Source organism: Clostridium sp. BNL1100 (assembly GCF_000244875.1).
Classification (GTDB): Bacteria; Bacillota; Clostridia; order Acetivibrionales; family DSM-1351; genus Ruminiclostridium.
Window position 1 is genome coordinate 4072426 of the sequence record NC_016791.1, and the last position, 20115, is coordinate 4092540.

The 20115-nt window shown below is 37.6% G+C and carries 18 protein-coding genes and 1 pseudogene; 3 read left to right on the forward strand and 16 right to left on the reverse strand.

From position 1 onward, the window contains the following. Positions 1-81: 81 nt before the first annotated feature. The 16 genes and pseudogenes from CLO1100_RS17390 to CLO1100_RS17465 form a co-directional block, all read right to left on the reverse strand. Entirely contained in the window at positions 82-306 is a 225-nt protein-coding gene (locus CLO1100_RS17390; RefSeq protein ID WP_014315084.1) for a hypothetical protein, read from the reverse strand. Further along, positions 303-1660: pseudogene (locus CLO1100_RS17395) on the reverse strand (DEAD/DEAH box helicase). The gene CLO1100_RS17390 and the pseudogene CLO1100_RS17395 overlap by 4 nt, the downstream one beginning before the upstream one ends. After that, complete coding sequence (locus CLO1100_RS17400) at positions 1657-1944, reverse strand: VRR-NUC domain-containing protein (RefSeq protein WP_014315085.1); 288 nt, start codon at positions 1942-1944, stop codon at positions 1657-1659. The pseudogene CLO1100_RS17395 and the gene CLO1100_RS17400 overlap by 4 nt, the downstream one beginning before the upstream one ends. A 149-nt stretch (positions 1945-2093) precedes the next feature. After that, positions 2094-4442, reverse strand: a complete 2349-nt coding sequence (locus tag CLO1100_RS17405; RefSeq protein WP_014315086.1) for a virulence-associated E family protein — start codon at positions 4440-4442, stop codon at positions 2094-2096. Continuing rightward, the gene (locus CLO1100_RS17410; protein ID WP_014315087.1) at positions 4443-5051 is read right to left on the reverse strand and encodes a hypothetical protein; all 609 of its coding nucleotides are present in this window, start codon (positions 5049-5051) and stop codon (positions 4443-4445) included. It abuts the gene before it with no gap. Continuing rightward, positions 5048-5482 carry a DUF4406 domain-containing protein gene (locus tag CLO1100_RS17415; protein WP_014315088.1) on the reverse strand — a complete coding sequence of 145 codons (435 nt, stop codon included), beginning with the start codon at positions 5480-5482 and terminating at the stop codon, positions 5048-5050. Before CLO1100_RS17415 ends, CLO1100_RS17410 begins: the two co-directional genes overlap by 4 nt. Then, positions 5469-5690 carry a hypothetical protein gene (locus CLO1100_RS17420; RefSeq protein ID WP_014315089.1) on the reverse strand — a complete coding sequence of 74 codons (222 nt, stop codon included), beginning with the start codon at positions 5688-5690 and terminating at the stop codon, positions 5469-5471. The genes CLO1100_RS17415 and CLO1100_RS17420 overlap by 14 nt, the downstream gene beginning before the upstream one ends. A gap of 14 nt (positions 5691-5704) precedes the next feature. Then, positions 5705-6373 (reverse strand): Rha family transcriptional regulator, encoded by a 669-nt coding sequence (locus tag CLO1100_RS17425; RefSeq protein ID WP_014315090.1) that lies wholly within the window; start codon positions 6371-6373, stop codon positions 5705-5707. A gap of 64 nt (positions 6374-6437) precedes the next feature. Then, positions 6438-6986 (reverse strand): sigma-70 family RNA polymerase sigma factor, encoded by a 549-nt coding sequence (locus CLO1100_RS17430; protein ID WP_014315091.1) that lies wholly within the window; start codon positions 6984-6986, stop codon positions 6438-6440. A gap of 442 nt (positions 6987-7428) precedes the next feature. After that, entirely contained in the window at positions 7429-11397 is a 3969-nt protein-coding gene (locus CLO1100_RS17435) for an HsdR family type I site-specific deoxyribonuclease (RefSeq protein WP_014315092.1), read from the reverse strand. Positions 11398-11409: 12 nt separating this feature from the next. Then, positions 11410-12675 (reverse strand): restriction endonuclease subunit S, encoded by a 1266-nt coding sequence (locus CLO1100_RS20095; protein ID WP_014315093.1) that lies wholly within the window; start codon positions 12673-12675, stop codon positions 11410-11412. Beyond that, complete coding sequence (locus CLO1100_RS17445; protein WP_014315094.1) at positions 12675-15431, reverse strand: type I restriction-modification system subunit M; 2757 nt, start codon at positions 15429-15431, stop codon at positions 12675-12677. The genes CLO1100_RS20095 and CLO1100_RS17445 overlap by 1 nt, the downstream gene beginning before the upstream one ends. Beyond that, positions 15424-15648: a helix-turn-helix transcriptional regulator gene (locus CLO1100_RS17450; RefSeq protein WP_014315095.1), complete on the reverse strand. Its 225-nt coding sequence runs from the start codon at positions 15646-15648 to the stop codon at positions 15424-15426. The genes CLO1100_RS17445 and CLO1100_RS17450 overlap by 8 nt, the downstream gene beginning before the upstream one ends. 391 nt (positions 15649-16039) lie before the next feature. Next, positions 16040-17422 carry a 23S rRNA (uracil(1939)-C(5))-methyltransferase RlmD gene (gene rlmD, locus CLO1100_RS17455; RefSeq protein ID WP_014315096.1) on the reverse strand — a complete coding sequence of 461 codons (1383 nt, stop codon included), beginning with the start codon at positions 17420-17422 and terminating at the stop codon, positions 16040-16042. Positions 17423-17585: 163 nt separating this feature from the next. Continuing rightward, positions 17586-17792, reverse strand: coding sequence for a ferritin family protein (locus CLO1100_RS17460; RefSeq protein ID WP_014315097.1), 207 nt, complete (start codon positions 17790-17792; stop codon positions 17586-17588). A 13-nt stretch (positions 17793-17805) separates the two neighbouring features. Continuing rightward, positions 17806-18360: a mismatch-specific DNA-glycosylase gene (locus CLO1100_RS17465; RefSeq protein ID WP_014315098.1), complete on the reverse strand. Its 555-nt coding sequence runs from the start codon at positions 18358-18360 to the stop codon at positions 17806-17808. 149 nt (positions 18361-18509) lie between these two features. On the opposite strand from CLO1100_RS17465, the gene CLO1100_RS17470 reads away from it, so the two are divergent. From CLO1100_RS17470 to CLO1100_RS17480, 3 genes are all read left to right on the forward strand, one after another. After that, positions 18510-19052, forward strand: coding sequence for a hypothetical protein (locus CLO1100_RS17470; protein WP_014315099.1), 543 nt, complete (start codon positions 18510-18512; stop codon positions 19050-19052). Continuing rightward, on the forward strand, positions 19037-19486 hold the full coding sequence (locus tag CLO1100_RS17475; protein WP_014315100.1) for a spore germination protein GerW family protein: 450 nt from the start codon (positions 19037-19039) through the stop codon (positions 19484-19486). The genes CLO1100_RS17470 and CLO1100_RS17475 overlap by 16 nt, the downstream gene beginning before the upstream one ends. 92 nt (positions 19487-19578) lie before the next feature. Next, positions 19579-19938 carry a phage holin family protein gene (locus tag CLO1100_RS17480; protein ID WP_014315101.1) on the forward strand — a complete coding sequence of 120 codons (360 nt, stop codon included), beginning with the start codon at positions 19579-19581 and terminating at the stop codon, positions 19936-19938. Positions 19939-20115: the final 177 nt, after the last annotated feature.

Consider the following 20115-nt stretch of genomic DNA (forward strand, 5'->3'; position numbering starts at 1 on the left):
CTCTGAGGCACTCCATTTCCTCGATGTCAGATTGTATTCTTTTATCAAGCCGATACGCTTGGTGTAAGTATTCCTTTACTTTCATTTTTCTCTTACCTCCAATCTTAAATTTTTGATTAGGAAATTCCCATCAACAGAGGTAAGTTCTCTATACCAATCAGAATGGAAGAACCTCTCCACCTCGGATATCATGTCCTTCGCAGGATCATAGCGGGGACGTTTTTTCAGTTTCTTTAGTGCATCCCTATAATCCTTGACAGCTTGCAGGATAATGGCATTTGCAAGTTGCTCATAAGGGTCGGTCATCGCACCACCTCCAATTTTGCTTTTACAGCATCAATTAAAGAGGTTTGTGTTTTTTCTTTTCTTGTAAGTGCAGTCATCACATCATCATCTATGGTATCTTTAGCAATAATGTGGTGTATCACAACCGTTTCATTTTGACCTTGCCTGTAAAGGCGGGCATTGGTTTGCTGATACAACTCCAAAGACCAGGTAAGCCCAAACCATATTAGTGTTGAACCACCACTTTGAAGATTAAGGCCGTGCCCTGCACTTGCTGGATGAATAGCGGCGATTGGAATACTGCCCTCATTCCAATCTTCTATATCTTTCGATGACTTTATCTGCCTAACGGGAAACCTCTTCTGGATACGCTCCAGGTCATGCTTATACCAGTAGGCAACAAGCACCGGTTTTCCGTTTGCTCCTTCAATTAGGTCCTCCAGTGCATCAAGTTTTCTGTCATGAATAAGATGAGCTTTATTTTTATCATCATAAACAGCACCATTGGCCATCTGCAGGAGTTTGCCGGAAAGAACTGCCGCATTTACTGCATCAATTTCCTCATCACCTAAATTTGCTACCATCTCATCTCGAAAATCTGAATAAATGATCCATTCCTTTTCACTCAGATACACAGGTACTTCATTTGTGATGCATTTAGGCATTTTGAGATAATCTGCAGACTTCATAGAAATCGTAATATCAGATATTTGGTTGTATATCTTTTCTTCAGCACCTGGCAACGGCTTATATGAAAAGATAATCTCAGCATTTCGCTTATCTGGTACAAAGTAGGCGCTACGATAGTGGGTTATGTACCTTCCAAGCCTCTGACCTAAATCAAGGACACGAAACTCTGCCCATAAATCCATAAGTCCGTTACTTGAAGGTGTTCCCGTCAAACCTACAATCCTTCTTACAGATGGTCTTACTTTCAGAAGGCTTTTGAATCGCTTTGCACCATAGGACTTAAAAGAAGATAATTCATCGATGACAACCATATCGAAGTCAAAGGGGATGCCGCTCTTGTTTACAAGCCAGTCTACATTTTCACGGTTAATAATATAAATGGTGGCTCTTTTCATAAGGGCATTGATTCTATCTTTCTCCGTTCCTACAGCCACAGAGTAGGATAAGTCTTTGAGGTGATCCCACTTTTTTATTTCTGCAGGCCATGTTTGAGATGCAACTCTTAATGGCGCAATCACAAGAACCTTTCTTATTTCAAATTTATCAAGACATAAGTCAAACAATGAAGTAAGAGTGATAACCGTTTTTCCTAACCTAAGCCCATATCAAGGAATATTGCAGATATTGGCTTGCTCTTGATAAAATCAATCGCATACTGCTGATAATCATGTGGTATGAACTTCATTCGGCATCACCTCCCATCGTTCGTAACACTTCGTCAATCTGTTCTACGTCATCAATGCAGTAAACCGAAAACCCTAACTCTTCCAGTTGTCTTTTTCGCCTTACTTGTAGGGGACGCATCATTTTGCCCGGTGCTTTTAATTCAACAAATGCGATTCTACCCATAGGAAGTAGTACAAGGCGGTCCGGCATACCATTAAATCCTGGACTTACAAACTTCGGAGCAATGCCTCCCATGTTTTTAACTGCTGCTACCAGTTTTTGCTCTATATATTTTTCACTCACTTTTAACCTCCCATCTGACACAAGGACACAAAGTACACAACCTTTCCCTATATATACTTACGCGGGTGTGCGCTCACAGGATTTAACTCCCTTATTTATAAAAAACCATTTTGAATATAAGGGAAAAAGTTGTGTTGTGTGTGTCACGCTTAAGTAGTTTTCTGGTACAAACGCTGCCTGCCGTAAATCGGCAAACGCTTGATATTAGTGGTTCGCTCCCATCCGCTAATCTGAGCCATGAGTGCTGCAATCTGATAGCTATCCGTAGTTTTTAAGTCAGGGAGACTATGATTTAGGCATTCACACCATATCTCTGCATTGCTTACTGACGTACGTGCAATAGTTCCTATATGCTGGGTACCTCCAAACTCACTGCCGTTCAAGTAGTTACGGCGGGCAAACAAATCCATATCATCCCAGTCCGCAGGTAAAGGCGTATTAAGGTACTCTTCCACCATGCCGACACGCTCATCAGTTTCCATCGCACCCTTTTGCGCCTTTTCAGCTTCTTCTAAAATGTCACCTTCGAGATACAACTTTTCGCCGCACTTCCATATTTCTTTTGCTTCAGCCCAAAACTGCTGTCTATATTCCTCTGTAAAACTCCAAGTCTTTTTCTGTTTTTTCTGATGCACCTTAATAATCCAAAAACGGCGGTTACCTGTGATGTCGCGCAGATATCCACGCTCACCGTTAACCGTTGCAATGACGATGCACTGTCTTGGATGGCTTTCCACAACTTTGCCATAGGATGGTCGGTATTTATCATCTGAGGTTGAGAGGAATGCTTTAACCTTTTCTATATCCGCTTTTCTCATTCCGGCAAGTTCTCCGATTTCAACCACCCAGAACCCTTGTAATTTTTCAGCCCCAGACTTGTCATCCATATCGGTAAGGGATAGGGTTTCAGAATAGTAATCTGCGGTTACAAGATCTTTAACTATAGTACTTTTTCCTATGCCTTGATCACCATCAAGTACGGGAACACAGTCAAACTTAATACCGGGAACATAGATGCGTGCAACAGCCGCTGCAAATGTCTTTCTGGTGACTGTGCGTATATACTCGGTATCATCAGCCTTTAGATATTTGATAAAAACATCCTCTACACGTTTTGTTCCATCCCATGCAGGAAGGGAATCAAGGTAATCCCGTATAGGATGGAAACGTCTATCATCAGCAATTTTGGTAAATGCCACATCATGGTTACGGCTTGAAAAAGGAAGGTAGCGTATATCAATAATGGACTTAATCTGTGCTGTATCAGCATCTCGCCAGAACTTGTTGCCCTCCGGTCTTTCCCAGGGAAGTGGACCTGTGACCTGAATACGGTTTGCCAGTTCGTTATATGCAAAATTCGCAAAATCCGAATCATTATTTAGGATAAGGTTTAAGTTGTACACGCTGTTTTCAAGTAAGCTTGTCTTGGGTTGATATTTAAGCCTAGTTTTCCAGTCATCACCGTCTGCAGAAAAATCCACCTCAGCTAACGCAAGTCGCTCGTTTGCAGCAAGGACTTTTACTTTATCAACCTGCATGGCAAACTCACACATATCCCTAAAGGACTTCTTATCATCATCGTCACCGAACTTATGGATACGCACGATGTCAAACGCATTGCAGAGTTTAAGGTATGCCGAGTCCTTGGCATGATGGCTGTATACGAATTTGCCATCTTCTTTAATTTCAACACCTGCAATACTGCTTGATTCGATAAGGTGATACCTATTCTCGTTTTCTGTCGGCTCATATACATCAGACAGAAACGCTTCGATTGCTTTTGATATAGGGAAATAAACCCTGTTAAAAAGTCCGACAATGCCGTCCTTCTCAAGAGGGTCTTGCACCTTCTGATTTGCTACTGTATTTGCCTTGCTCTCCCTGGATGAAGTCGGCAGCCTCGTAGGATCTGTCCATTCAGGGTGAGCATTTAATATTTCATCCGGGTTGAGCCAATTCTTATCTACTTCCTTATATACAAAACTCCCGTTTGACGGAGTGGACGGCCAGTACATCAGCTGATTCGGCTGATAGGAACATTCATCGAAATAATCAATGCCGAGCATCTGTGCCAAGTATCTTGAAACCGCTACAAACTCTTCCGGAGTCACATCCCTTGTAAGAGGAAAGATAAGACGGACTCTTGGGTTTTCATCAGTACTGCTATGTGTTGTATAAAGAACAGAGGTATAAGGTGTGCTGGTTTCATAGTTTTCAAGAAAAGTTTTATCTATCCTATCTCCATCCAGGGCAACCATAGAACGTAGCTCCACAGTGTCAATTTTTCTACGACCGCCTTTTAACGCACCTGCAACGAAACCTCCATGGTCTTTCGCATTATCCTTTTGTGCCTTGCTGAACTTGGCATATTCTTCGGCAGATTCCGTTGTTCGGATAGTAACTTTCAACCTTTCTTTCAACTCATCAAAAGAGGTGGTCTTATTGACCCATTTCTTTGCCTGCCGATTGTTCCCATAGGCAATCGCTAATTCTCGCATTTAGAACCCTCCTTTCAAATGAGGTCTTTCCCCATGCTCAAACCTTGCCTGCCTGGCAATACGGTAAGCTTTCTCTGTTGCCGCATCATCCATATCGCAGAGGTAGTTAGAATCATCACCAAAGAGTTCGAACTTACCGTTCTTGTTGATTCCCGGATATGCAGCAAAGTGGTCACCGTCAATGGTCTCAAAATTGTAGCTATTAGGCCAATCTCCGTTGTTTGCATAAGCTTCACCTTCAATGCACCAAAGGATATCGTCAATATCCCCACCACTTGGAATATTGCCAACCACAAGGATTGCGGTCTTGGACTTTCCGTAAGCATCAGGATCTTCTTTCCCTAACTCGTAGAAACGGTTAATCTTCTTCGCATCGTCCTCGGTCATCTGACCCTTAACCTCAACATAAAGGTCACCGCCATCTCTACCATCTACACCATGAAGAAGAAAATCCGGAAGATACATCAAACCGTTTCCTAGGTCATAGCCTTCGGGTTCATACTCATATTCAACACCACAGCAATCGAAGAATACCGCCCAGCGAGCCTCAAGTCTTGAACGGAAGAGGTAACCTTTATATTTGGTCTGTATTGCTTTTATTTCACTCATAGAGCATCTACCTCCTCAAAATCTTTATTGAAATACCTAACCGGCTGTCTGCGTTTCTTTGCTTTTTCAATTTCAATACTCATACCCCTTGAAATAACATCACCTAAAACCCAGACCTCTTGGCATTTTCCCATTAAGATAATGTCCATGAAAATAGCGAGGTCACGCTCTTTCTCATTGCTGTCATCCATAAACTGAGGAAACATAAGATGGGGAGCGAGAGGGATATTTCCTTTTTCTAATGCGAAACGGCAGAACTCCCGTGTCCGCTTATTATTGTTTTCAATATCTCCGCTAAAGGGAGAGCAGATATAGACAAGAGGCTTGAAGGCAGCTTTTACTGCTGCCTTTTCCTCACGGGTTACATTGGTAAGTGCTTCATGGGGAGTCGGATCATGATATCCTTCTGAATTGAATTTATTTATGCTCATAACGTCTACCTCCAGCTCTAACCTTCTTGCCACATTCATCACAAAATACTGCCGTGCCAAATAGATCGCTCTCTCCGTCACTTAAAATTTCTGCAATGTCTACTGACACCTCAGTGCCACACATAGGGCAATGACAAAATACATTCTCATCTGTTATTTCAATGGATACCTCCATGGTATCGTTCAATTTTTCTTTCACATAAAACATAATAATTACCCTCCTTAATTTGCGTTTTCTTCCATCTTCAACTTGTACCATTCCAAATGACGCTTACGCTGCTGATAGTCCGGAACAGCTACTAACAAACCCACATCCACTTTCTGCAAAGTTTCAAGCATCGTAATCTGCTCATCGGATAGGTAGGGACGGATGCTTTTACCCTTTTCGATACCGTTGGCTATTCTAAATTGCTTTGCAGACATCCCGGTAACAATGCGGTTAATCATGTCGCATTCATTACTGAAGTGATATGGCTTGGGATTTTCGTGAAGTAGCTTAATGTTGTCTGTCAGCAAAGGGAACTCTTTACGGGCTGAAACAAGCGTCTTAATAAACTGCTCCATTTCATTAAAGCGTTTAATGTATAACTCTTTAAACTTCATTGCTTTTTGTCCCGTATATCCCATGACTAACATAGTGAAACCATCACGGGTCATGGCATAAGCCTTTTGCTTTCTGTTCCAACCATCCGTGTATGAGGTCGGCTCAAAATTGAGCTGAGCAAATTCTTTACTTAAACCAGAATTAGGGTCAGTGATTTTTGCAATGTCACGCAGCACATTCTTATGCTCCTTCTCAAAGAACTCAGCAACAAACAAGCTATCTACTCTTGCCGTATCCTTGGTGTCGGCAAATACACCATATTTGTCTTTAGGTATTAATTCTCTCATCAGAATTACCTCCTCATAATTTTTTGGAGATCTTGACCTCCTAACTGGTAGCCTTGAGAAAAGGTCAAATCTGATGGTTTTCTAAAAACTCTTTAATTTTTTTCTCTGCACGTTTTAGCTTTTGGCTGATATTGTTTTCATCAGCGCCGATAGAGCGGGCATAATCACGGATTGGCATGCCATCGATCCGTACTGCAATAAACATATCTATCCAATCTTGCTTTTTACCGAGAGCCTTATGTACCAATTGGCAAACAGCCTCGTGTTCGTAATGGAGATTACGCTCAACCTCCTGTGAATCATCTGCAATAGTATCCATTACATCCGTTTCATCCTCAGCTTCATCATCTTTGCGATATGGGGTATTTGGTTTACCGAGATGCCTATGAAATCTGCGCCAGTTGTTATATTCCTTACTGTTCATAAGGTCGAACATTTCCTGTACAGTCTCACAACGCTTTACTTCAGCCTTCTTTTCTGGCTTTGCTTCTGCAAGACGCTGCTCATAGTCGATATCCAGCATGATGCTGTAATCATCATCCGGAATATCAATTGTGGTGTAGAACTTGTGGCCGTTTTTGATGTTTTCTTCATACAAAATTCGAATCTTCATTAAGTATTCCTTTCCGTCCCGGCATTGGGCGGCGGAATACAAAAAGAGCCTGTGGTGAAGATGGCCACAGACTCCGCTTGTCCTAAAAATGGGCGCACGAAATCACGGTGGGTGCATCTTCATTCCAAACACAGTCTTTATCACTGTGTTCTGAACTCTTTATGCATCCCGCCGTCCTAATGCGCATCTCGGACATTGAGATTTTATTTCAGGAGGTTTGTCCTCCTGTTATGGTAATGATAATACTTTTACTTTTTTTGCCCGTTGAATAAACTTCAACAGCAAAAAGCGTTATTTGCTGCTTTTATCCGTATAAAATTTTAAATTACTTGAAAATTGCCCATTATACCGTTAATATCCGTTGAATAAAGTTCAACAAAAATATTTTTGAGCAAAAAAAAAGACCAGACTTCTCTAAAGTCTGATCTGTTTTTCAATATATCTAATTTTTAACTGGGGGTTGGTGAATCAAGTAATCATAGCGTTGTTCCTTCAATTCTTCATAGACATCATCATAATCAGTTGCCCATTTCAAATGTAGAAGAGCATCATATATGCTATTTTCCTCACCTTTTTTTCCAGGTACGTCGAAGTTCAAAGATAACTCAGCAAGTTGTAACATCTTATCACTAACGCGGAACGGAATATGTATACCTAAACAAGTTGAAATAACATTAAGCTTAGTAAGGTTTGTTCCTCTTTTCATATTACTAATAGTTCTATTATCTAAGCCTGTAGTATCCCTCAGCAACCTAACTGAATAGTTGCAAACATTTTTGCTCATCAGCTTTGTTAATGCATCGCCAAAGTCAAGTCCATTTATAGCTATCAACATTTCATGTGATATTTCGTTTACAAGTCCATATTTGGTGAGTAGTTCTTCACTTATTTCATCATAATAATTGAAAGATTTACTTGCCATAGCTGCAGGTAATGTTACATAATGTAATTCTCCAGTTTCATGGTCAATTACAAATTGAAGGAAACATTCTTCCTCATGTGCTTTTGCATAATTTGTAAGGCGCATTCTTCCGTTATCGTCACACTGAATATATTTGTTATCGTAGATACACAGCTTGTTTTCTACATAAGCGAAACAGTCAGTTTCTATCATACAAGCTAATGCCTTACTCTCCGAATACCAATTATTCAATGTTGCACTTTTTACAGAAGATACCTTAGATTTTCCTTTCATTTTTTCTTCTGTTAAAACAACCCCAACACTAGCACAATATTCGCTTTCATTTTTTTCTCTTATAACTTCGTTATGTTCAACATTAGGATAAAGATAAGCATAAGGATCTTCACCACCACTCAAAAGAAAATGTCTCAAATATCGTTCAATATACATTACAAGCCTGGATTCTTGATAGTTATTTTGTTCTACAATAATAAAGAATGACCTTGCTTTTTGGCTATCTACAGTAGCCTTTAATTCTTCAAATTTACCATGAGCCTCTATTGTTTCTTTTGTTACTTTTCTTTCTAGCAATTCACGAAGGAGTCTTTCATTGCAACCAAGTCTTTTAATAACATGCTTAATTCTAAGATCTTCCGCATTTTTCATCATTTCAGAGATGTAATCTCTAAACGATTTACCCGGACTGATGTGAATATTTCCTGCTTGAATATCGTGAATGAAAATGTTGGCATACTTTTGTTCTTCTTGAGATAGCATAGAGAATGACTTATGCAGTTCTTTTAGTGTCTTCTCCAAAGATTCCGCATCATATTCACTTTGTATCAACTTCATGAATTTTTCAAATCGAGAGTTCATATAGTCTGCATCAATCTTTTCAGTATCGTATTCCGTAATATGTGTGTCAATTTCGTATGGAACATCTCCACCACGTCCACCTCCTCCACCTTTAGCTAGTTCTTTATATCTAGCAAGAAGAATGAGGTATGTCATTTCATCTAAATGCATTACAATGCTTGAACCGTTTTCATCCGTATATGTATTTTGACTCCAAGTAAAGCCTTGTATTGTTGCTGCCTCTAAATGTGTAGAAAACTGTTTAAATTGTTTTGCAAATTTAGCTTTTACAGAGGATTCATCTGGTAGTCTTTCAAAATCGATAATCCCTGCGTTTTTAAATAAAGCCTCTATTTCATCAAATAAAGAATTCATCTGTCTCAGGTTGTTTGGCAATTTATCTACAAATAGACCTGTTGGGATGTCTCCTGAATATGCTTTTACTGCTGCCTCTATATTTTTCTCCATAGTATTAGGGCGTCTGTAATACTTGATAATGCCAAAAGGCTTTTCTGCAATATTAAATAATCGATTGGTTCTTGAAAATGCCTGAATAAGATTTTCGTATTCCATTACCTTATCTAAATATAAGGTGTTAACCCATTTAGAATCGAATCCCGTAAGCATCTGATTCACAACAATAAGAATATCAATTTGTTCGTCCTGCGTAATACGTTCATAAGGCTTTTTGTGAGCCAATCTTAAGCTAACATCTTTTCTGAATTTATCATATGACGGGATAGTAAAAGTCTGTGAAAACCTATTGTTGTAGTCTTCAAGCATTTCTACAATCCCGTCCTCTTTTTCTAAAGAGCCACCACCTTCATTATCAATGCTTGGATCAAACATGGCCGCAATAGATAAATTAGGCATTTCTGCTTTCATTAATCGATAATACGCAACAGCCTCTGGAATACTGCTTGTGGCAAAAATCGCATGGAACTTTCTGCCTCGGCTATAAATAGTCCATTTTTTCTTAATATCTGATATTACGCCATTCCTGTATTCAGCAGTTTGATATTGCTCATTTGGTATGAAATCTTCAATCCCTGCAACCCATTTTCCATCAACTTGTTCTCCATACATTTTGACTTGTGATGAATCCATGTACTTGTAGAACATCTTTTCTTTTTGAGGGTCACCCATTACTTCTTCCACTGTAGCTGCCTTAGCCTTATGAAGAGCAACAGCTTGTCTCAAATCTGAGTCATCAAAGATTTTTACCATGTATGGATCAAAACCTAAAACATTCTTATCTCTAATGCCATCTGCTAATGTATAACGATGTATTTCATCACCAAATATTGTCGGAGTTGTACTATCCTTCTTTATATTTACATCCTGTATAGGTGTACCTGTAAATCCAAAAATTATTGAATGTTTAAATGTATTTTTAATAGTAGTTAACATTTCGCCAAAAGTGGAACGATGACATTCGTCTATAATAATTGCAATTCGCTTTGTTTTGATTATTTTCAAATCAGCTTCATTTAATCCCTGAGCATCTTCAGAGATGTTACTTAGTTTTTGAATGGAAGTTACTATTAGAGTATTATCCAAATCATCACTCTTAAGCTTTGAAATAAGGATATCGGTATTTTCTGTAGCTTGCACCGCTTCGCTTTCATTTGCAAAGGACCTATATTCCTTTAATGATTGTATACCTAATTCCTTTCTATCTACCAAAAATATGACCTTATCTGCATCGTGTGAACTTGCAATTAACTGTGCAGATTTAAAACTAGTCATTGTTTTTCCTGAGCCAGTCGTATGCCACACATGACCGCCTAATTGGTTGTTATCCTTCCAATTCTTTTTCGCCACCTTATCAGCTATACCAATTGCTGCGTAATACTGATAACTTCTCATTACTTTTAATACGCCTTCGTCAGTATCTGCAATAGTATAAAAACCAATAAGCATATGAGCCATAGGAATGTTTAGTAATTTCGCAACCACTTCATCCCATTTATTGATAGGCTGATTATTAAAATTAGCCCAATGAAAATAAAACACCTTGTTAAACTTCATTCCTTCGCCCGGATTTGCAAAGTACACGGTTTCTTCTGGTTGCATAGCAACAAATACCTGTATTAACGAAAACAAGCCTCGAAAAACACCCTCATGAGAATATTTCTCAATCTGATTATAAGCTTCACTAACGGGTATCCCACTTTTCTTTAATTCAATATGAATAACTGGCATACCGTTTATCAAAAGCATTAAATCTCCACGCCTATTATTTAGAATCGGGGATTTGGTAGGGAAATGAGGCTGCTGCACTATTTGATATCGACTTTCACCATATGCTATTTCTTGCCGGTCATATATTTTTAAGCTAACCTCTTTACCAAAATGCTCTTTATCATCTGGGTTGTCTCGTTTAATAGATACACTTTTTCCGTTTATAAAGCTGTTTAATTTGATAGGAGATTGCAGTAGTTTAACCTGCTCCATAATCTGCTGCATTTCTCCATCTGTCAATGGGCATTCATTCAAACGATCCCTTTGACGGTTGTTGTTAAACAAAATATCAGCCCAGTTCTTTATTAAATCTTTTTCTGAAGGATGTCGAATTACTTCTGACTCCCAACCACATTCTATCAAGGCTTTTATGACAGCCTCTTCAAAATCCGTTTCTTTATCAAAATACAATTTCCCCACCTCCTAAACAAACATCTTATCCATACAAGAAGATTTAATATTTCTTAATTTTTCAAGCCTGCACTGATGAAAGGTGATAAGGTTATCTAAGCTATCAAGAAAATTTCCGATTTTTCTCTGCTCTTCTATCTTAGGAACAAAGACATTAATTTTTAGAAAATCTGATTCGTGGATACGCCACTGACCATAAACAACACCTTGTCTCCATTTAACCATTTCATTTATAAATTCTTTTCTAATAAGCATTCTACCGATGAAATCCGAATCTGTGTTTTCTGTTGGTTCAAAAATGCTATAAACCGGTGAAAGCGAGGCTTTTCCATACTTGTTAAGCCCAATAGATCCTGTTTCGAGATTATTTGAACTATAAATAAAATCTCCAAATTCTGTTCTCTTGTACGCTTTATTTTCATTGTCATTTACAAGAAAACTTCTATCGTATCTATCACCTTTCGGGGCAACCCCTTCATTTGCTACAAAAGCCATAAGTGGGTATTCATTGCTTTTTGGTAATTGTTCATTACGCTCTACAAGAATCTCTCCAACCGTACATTGTTTCCAAGGGTTTGCAAATCCATTAAACCTAACCTCTGGCACATTGCTACCATTCTTGGGAAACATTTTATCCATCAAGGACATTTTTACAATTATGAGCTTTTTATACTTAGACACCTCTGAAGCTATCATATCATCTAAAGAGGATAAAAATTCTCCTATTTTTGCTTGCTCTTCAAATTCGTCTGAAAGAATAACATCGGTCTCTTTTATTCCTGTTTTTGAAATTGAGGTAACTTTAACGCCCTGCATTAGAGGTAATAACCTATCGTGATAAGCATTTGAATTCAAATAATACCCCATATACTTTGGTGCATATTTTTGTTTTGGGCGGCAAGGGATTGTATGCAATCCTGAAATAATCGGAGTACCACCAACACCAACTACTTCCGTACATTTTCCTACCGACTCGTCTTCAGCAGTATCTGCAATAACAATATCTCCATCTTTCAAGTACGATTTAAAGAACTTCTGTGCAACCGTAGCATCATTGATATAAGGGAGCTGCTCACGATTAACATCAAGATACTCTCCAAACTTGACTAATACATCACCGTAATGAACGTTTTTTGCCACACCACCATCATAGTTTAAAGCATCTCTAGATAATGTATTATTAGAAAGCATATCGAATGTGTCATCAAACTTTTTCTCAATCCACTCAGTTTCATGTCCAGCGAATCTGATTTCAGGTCTTTTTCTTTTTTTATGCATCACTGTACCCCCAAAATCTTCTTTAATTCTGTTAATCCTTCGATGTCAGAATCACTACCAACAAGTTCATCAATCATACTTGATAATAGTTTACTTGTGTTTTCAATTTGATTTTCAATATCAGAAAACGTAGTGCAATATTTATCGTGTAGATGAATTACTTTGTTAATCAGTTCCCCAATGATTTCATCTGGAATATCGAAAAGAGAATCTACTAATGGCTTTATCCATTTTAATTCCAATAAACGCAAGGATTCGTCCTCATCCAGATTTTCAATAGTTTCTTTGGTCTTAATATGGAGTGCTTCTGATTTCTGTTTTAGATCTTTTTTAGCCTGGCTTTCTTCTTCCATAAGAGATAATACGGTCATCACTTTCTGTTCAAAAGAACCTTCCGGGAATTCATACATTCTTTGTAATTCGCTTATTCTACTAGTAACAGAGACTTTCTTATATGTTCCATCAGTACCTTGCTCCATTAAATCCCACGAAACTTTATCACATTTATTTATATAATCTATCTTTTCTTTTTTCTTTGAAAGCCTTAGATATTCTCTTAATGCTTTGATTTCATCATTTTCCACATCGCTAAGAGCGTCTGCAACAAAACTCTTAACTTCTTTTGCTACAAAAGCATCATTAGTGTCATTCAACACACTGCTTTCTCTTTCTTCAGCGTCAAGTGAATCAATGATTTCAGCATACAAAGAAGTGATTTCAGTTAATCTTTTCTCTATTGCCTGAATTTCTTCTAAGTCTTCTGTAAGAATCTCTCTCTGAACTAAATCAAAGGGTAGTATATGACCCTTCCACCCATCTTGTATCTCTGGAACCTCGTCATCGTTGGCTTCTTTCTTTTTTATAACCATGTTGGGATCCACTTGATTGATAACCTCAAAGCCTTCTGACTGAATCATTTCCAAATCTGTAGAAATCACATCCCAATTATCCGAAAGTATCTGATATGCTTTATACTTGTCAGCAAGTTTTACATTTTCTATTCTTGTGAAAATATCCTTGCTTACCTTTTCTTTCTCATTCTCAGCAGATACATCAAGAATTCCTTCAATCAAATCATTTTTTAGTTTTTCATAAAAATCACTAAATACATTAGCAAAAACAGTCTTGTAATTTTCCAATGATTCATGGGAGGCGATAGCAGCTTTAATATCCTCACATTTTACAGCCAAATATTCAGTAGAAATCTTCTCAAAAACAGCATCTTGAAGGCCGGGGAAAGCATTCCAATACTCATGTAATTGTGCCACTTCCTTTACAGGAATTCCACCAAACATTGTCGCATGAATATCCCAACTTTCTGCAGGTTCTAAAGAATTAACATAGCGAGGAATATTAAGGTTATAATCATTTTCTCTGATAGTTTTCTTTGTAACAAGAGCAGAATACTTTTCTATGGATTCTCTGCTCTTAATAGTGTCAGCAATTTTTTTAATGTCGCAGGCTCTCAGTTTGTTATTCTTTCCGGCTTTCTCAAACCCTTTTGATGCATCTATAATCAATACTTCTGAAGTAGGGCGATTTCTTTTAAGAACCATGACGATAGTAGGAATACTCGTACCAAAGAAAATATTTGATGGTAAACCGATAATGGTATCTATGTTATTCTTTTCTATGAGATTCTCTCTAATTTTACCTTCTTCTCCACCCCTAAAAAGCACACCATGCGGAAGAACAATTGTCATTATTCCATCATCTTCAAGGTGATATAGATCATGCAATAAAAATGCATAATCTGCTTTGCTCTTTGGTGCTACACCATAGTTCTTATATCTTGGGTCAAATTCTTTATCAGATGGATCCCATTTTTGTGAGTAAGGTGGATTAGAAACCACGGCATCTACTCTTATCAATTTGTATGTTTTATCCTTGTCGGTATCCTCAAAGAATGGCCAATCGTCCTCTAATGTATCGCCATTTCTTACATTAATATTTGCAGGACTGATGCCGCGCATAACCAAGTTCATTCTTGTAAGGTTATATGTATTTTCTTTGAGTTCCTGTGCGTAATAATCTATCTTGTTTTCTCCTTCAATAAATTTTGCAACAGAGTCACCAATATTGATTAACAACGAACCCGACCCAGATGTAGGATCATATATCTTAATTTGCTTTCTATTTTTCAAATGTTCCGCAATAATTTCTGACATGAGAACAGAAACTTCATGTGGAGTATAGAATTCTCCTGCCTTTTTACCTGCATTAGCAGCAAACATACTAATTAAATATTCGTAAATAAAACCCAGAACATCATAATCTTGCTTTCCATCCATAGGAATTTTCTTTATCAGTTTAAGAAGGCTTTTTACAGCTTTTGTTTGTGCCTGAGCTGTTTCTCCAAGCTTAGATAAACCTGTCTGCAATGTGTTGAAAATTTTCTCAAACACTTTTTTATATACATCATCAATGTTACGATCAAAAGCAGATAATGCATCCCTTACATTCGATATATCAAAATCATTACCTTTTTTAAGCCAGGTTGAAAAAAGATTTTCATATGCAATAAAATACCCCAACTTCTCTCTTACATGAGTTGCATACTTAACATCCTCTTCATTTACTTTTTCAATATCAGCATCAGTTAAATTTTCTTTTCTAAATAATGCAACCTCTTTTTCTGATAAAAATTTATAAAATATAAAGCCAAGAATAAAATCCTTATATTCATTAGCCTCAATTTTTGACCTCATTTGATTTGCGGATTCCCATATTGTAGCTGCAAGTTGCTGCTTATTCATTGTCATTTTCCTCCCTTTTTTCGTAGATAAGTCTAATGTCATAACCTAATCCTTCCATCATTTGAATAAAAGTTTTATTTACAACACCATCATCTTTCTTTACGATACGATTTACATACTGTACGGTTTTTCCTATTTTTTCAGCCAAAGCAGCTTGTGTTGTATCAGCTTCAACACATTTTATTTTAATATCTTTTTCAATATTGTTTTTTATCATATAACCGTCCTCCGTTCTGTAAATTAACAAATCTATTTAATATTATGGCATAAATAAGATGATTTTGTCAACATATTTGGTTTATAATTACTGAGTGAGTTTTTCAATAAAAACTCATTAAACTTCAATAAAGGATTTCTGATTTATCATATTGAAATATATTTCAACATTTCAGACAACTCAACCCCATTTTTGCAGTAATTCTATCCACTCGCCACCTTTTTGACAGTAATTTCGTCAACTCAGTTGCCAAAAAGTAATAATGTCCACACAACCTTGTGTTTTTTTGTTTTTAGATATGTTCTTACAATAAAAAATCCGTGACCTTGAACCCAGCTTGAATATGGTTCAAAATCACGGAAATCTCTTTATATCAAGCACTTTTATACTCTTATTTCTCAACCCTTGACATCAATACGACCGTCTCAACGTGCCCCGTCCACGGAAACATATCCACCGGCTGCACTTCCTTCACTTCAAACCCATGTTCTGTCAGGTATTTAAGGTCCCTTGCCAGCGTGGACGGATTACAGCTTACGTAAACAATTCGCTGTGGCTGCATTTCCACCAAAGTATTAAGCAGCACCTCGTCACAGCCTTTCCTTGGTGGGTCTACAACCACCACATCCGCTTTTACTCCCTGTGCATACAGCTCAGGTATAACCTTCTCTGCCTCTCCCACCAGGAATTCTACATTAGAGACATCATTGATTTCAGCATTTCTTTTAGCATCACTAATAGCATCAGCAACAACCTCTACCCCTACAACACGCTTTGCCTTTTGAGAAAGGAAAAGCGAAATAGTTCCTATACCACAGTAAAGGTCAAAAACCGTTTCATTCCCGGAAAGGCCTGCATATTCAAGAGCCTTTTCATACAAAACTTCCGTCTGAATAGGATTCACCTGAAAAAAAGACAAAGGAGAAATCTCAAATCTGAAACTTCCAATAAAGTCAGTTATGTACTTCTGCCCGTAAATACATATATTTTTATCCCCAAGAATAATATTGGTATTTCTGGTATTTACATTTAAAATAATACTCTTAATATCTGGAAATCCTTTAAGCAGCTTTTTAACCAGTTCATCCGATTTTACCAGTATATCACCGTTGACGACCAGCACCACCATAATTTCACCGGTTTTAAAGCCCTTTCTAACCATTACGTGGCGAAGTAGTCCCTTGCCGGTTTTCTCATCATAAATTGCTATACCTGCATCCTTGCAAAAATTTCTTACAACATCCCTTATTTCATTACTCTCATCAGGCTGGATATCACACAAATTGCCGTCAATAATATTATGAGACCTTGTCTCATAGAACCCGATTCTGATTTCACCATTATTAGAACCAACCGGGTATTGGACCTTATTCCTGTACTTATATGGATTTTCCATTCCAATTGTGTTATTTACTGTAACATCCTGAAGGCCGCCAATTCTTCTGATATTTTGCAGAACAGTATCCTTTTTAAAATCCAGCTGTGCCTGATAAGACATATGCTGAACCGCACAACCTCCGCATTTGTCATAGACTGGACAAAATGGTTTTACTCTGTCCTCTGAAGAATTGTTTATTTTAACAAGCCTTCCCACTGCATAGCTCTTGGTCTGTTTTACTATTTTAACGTCAACATTTTCTCCGGGAAGAACCCCGTCAACAAAAACTACAAATCCCTCAATTTTACCTACACCCTGTCCTTCATGAGTTAAACCCGTTATATCAATTTTATATGTTTTATTCTGTGATAATATCTTTTGAGAAGGCTGTTTCATTGGTCAACCACCGTTTCCTTAATTTATAACCAATATAATACCATATTTGGCCGGATTGATAAACATGGGTAGAACCTGCAAAAAAACAAAATCTTTGGCATGGCAAATATTAGTATCCATTAACCACGCCAAAGTTTCAGATAATTTTGGAATAAACTCGTTATTACTGTCTTTTGTAATCCAACAGGATATTACGAAGCTTACTGGCATGCATTCCTTCGTCTTCTGCAAAATCCTTGAACACCTGCTTAATCTTTTCATCTTCAATCCTTTTTGAGTACATTTCGTAGTCCCTTACCAACTCCATGGAATTTTCCCATGCTCTCAAAAGCCTGTCATACGTGGTAAGTTCAATTTCATTTTCGTTCATAAAATCTCCTCCGTTACCCAATAGAATCCAAAAGTTTTTTCAAATCAGCAAAGCACTTGCATTGTTCGGCAAAAGGAACTGTATTCAGCCCGCTTGTACTGTAGCAAACAAAATCCAAGGTAGCTTCCAGTATACTTGCGGATTGAAGGCCGGGCTTTACATTAATTCCGGATGCAGGTACCTTCAAAATGCTTGAAGCATATGCACGGTACACTCCAATTCCCACATAGCAGGCAATTCGAGGTTTTAAAGTATCCAAAAGCCTGTAAAGGTTTGCTGAACCTTCAACAACTTCATCAGTGCCAATTTCGTTGGCAGCTTTAGTCTGCCTGTCAACAATGTTTGTGGAGCCATATCCAAGTTCAAGTATTTTCCTGTCATTCTCCGGTTCGAATCTGGAAGGTGTAAGACCTGATTCAAACAAAAATCTCCAGAATCTGTTGCTTTTATGTGAATAATGGTGCCTGTTTCTAGCAGAAAGCAAGCCTGGATTATAACCTATAAAAACAACTTTAAGTCCCGGTGCAAGGATGTCCGGCAGCGGCTTTTCATTAATAAAATTATCCATAGTATTCCTCCAAAAGGTAAAAACTACGGAGTGCTTTTCTTTATATTTAGCATTTTGTAGTTTTTTTATGTAAATATTGATAGAATAAAACTTTTTATCAAGGCAAATCTATAAAATTGTAATCAAACTTTATATGGAGGTCATTTTAATTGGTATTAATTATAGTTTCTCTAATAGTTTCAGCAATTATTGCAGTATTGGCAATTTTAATTATACTACTGTTTATTATACCGTTAAAGACTGATTTCGTATTGGATACGGATAATTCAATATTACAAGCAACAGCTTTGTGGCTTCACCCGTTCATAATGGCCCGGGTTACATTAGAAAATAGCAAGCCGATTTTAAATATTCATATTTTTGGAAAGCATTTATTAAAAAGGACATTAAAGAAAAAAGTGGGTAAAGGCCACAGTATGGATTATTTGAGAGCTATAGAACCTGAAGATATACAGGTCACTACACACTATGGTTTTAGTAATCCCTTTGATACAGGTATTACTTGCGGAGCTGTAAACATGGTTTCGCAATTAATCAATATAAGTACTTTTGAAAACCAACCGGACTTTCTTGCAGATAAAGATTACGTATATTTAAATGCTTCTGCCAAAATATACATGGGCCCGGCTATTATGAAAATAATAAAAATACGAAGACTTTACAGGAGGGAATTACAATGGATACAAACATGAATCAGAATGTAACCACATTATTTTCAAACCTTGAAGACTTTACTCAGAATGAAGGTTTAATAGGAAAGCCGGTTACACATGGGGATAAAACCTTTATTCCTGTAGTCTCAGTAACTCTTGGCTATGGAACAGGTAATACGGCTAGCAAAAACCATGGCACCAGTACAAAAGAACAAGCAGGAGGCACTACCTCCGGTATGGCCAACAACATGGCAGGAGGCGCTTTAGGTCTTGGAGCAAAGCTTTGTACAGATGCAGTGATAATCGTAGACAAGGACAACGTTTCAATGCTTCAGGTTGGCCCTACAGCTACAAGCCAACTTATGGACAAAATACCTCAAATAATCTCAGGTATGGGTTCTATGGGAAAGCAACAGCAACAAGGTCAGCAACAACAGGGACAGCAATCACAAAGCAGTCAAAGTCAGCAATAATTAATGACCATTATTTTACTGAATATGTACCGAATAAACGTGTAACACTATTATAGCAAGTAATATCTTTTAACATGAAAGGACAATATACCATGGATAAAGTAGAAAACAGACAAGGTTTTGGCCTAGGACATCTCATATTACGTGTAGTAATCGGAGCTGTCATTCTGGCAATCACAGCATTTTTAACACCAGGTTTTTCGATTTCATCATGGTTTTCATTATTGCTTGCAGCAGTAGTACTGGCAGTACTGGACTGGGCAGTAAACAAGATAACAGGTGTAAATGCGACGCCATTCGGACGTGGAATTTCCGGCTTCATAATTGCAGCCGTTATCATCTATGTTATCAAGTTTATAGTACCGGGATATAATATCTCTCTCCTTGCTGCTGTTATTGCTGCACTGGTATATGGTGTAGTCGATGCAATTATTCCAGGACGTGGTATGTAAATACCATAGAGGAATACCTGCAAAACTGACGTTTAGGAGCGGCTTTTATAAAAGGCCGCTCCTAATAAAAAAAAATCCCTCTCACAAGGGAAAGATAAGATTATTATTGAATCAGTATGCCGTTATATAAATTATTCCATATTATATACTATTTATACCTTTATTTTCCACACATTT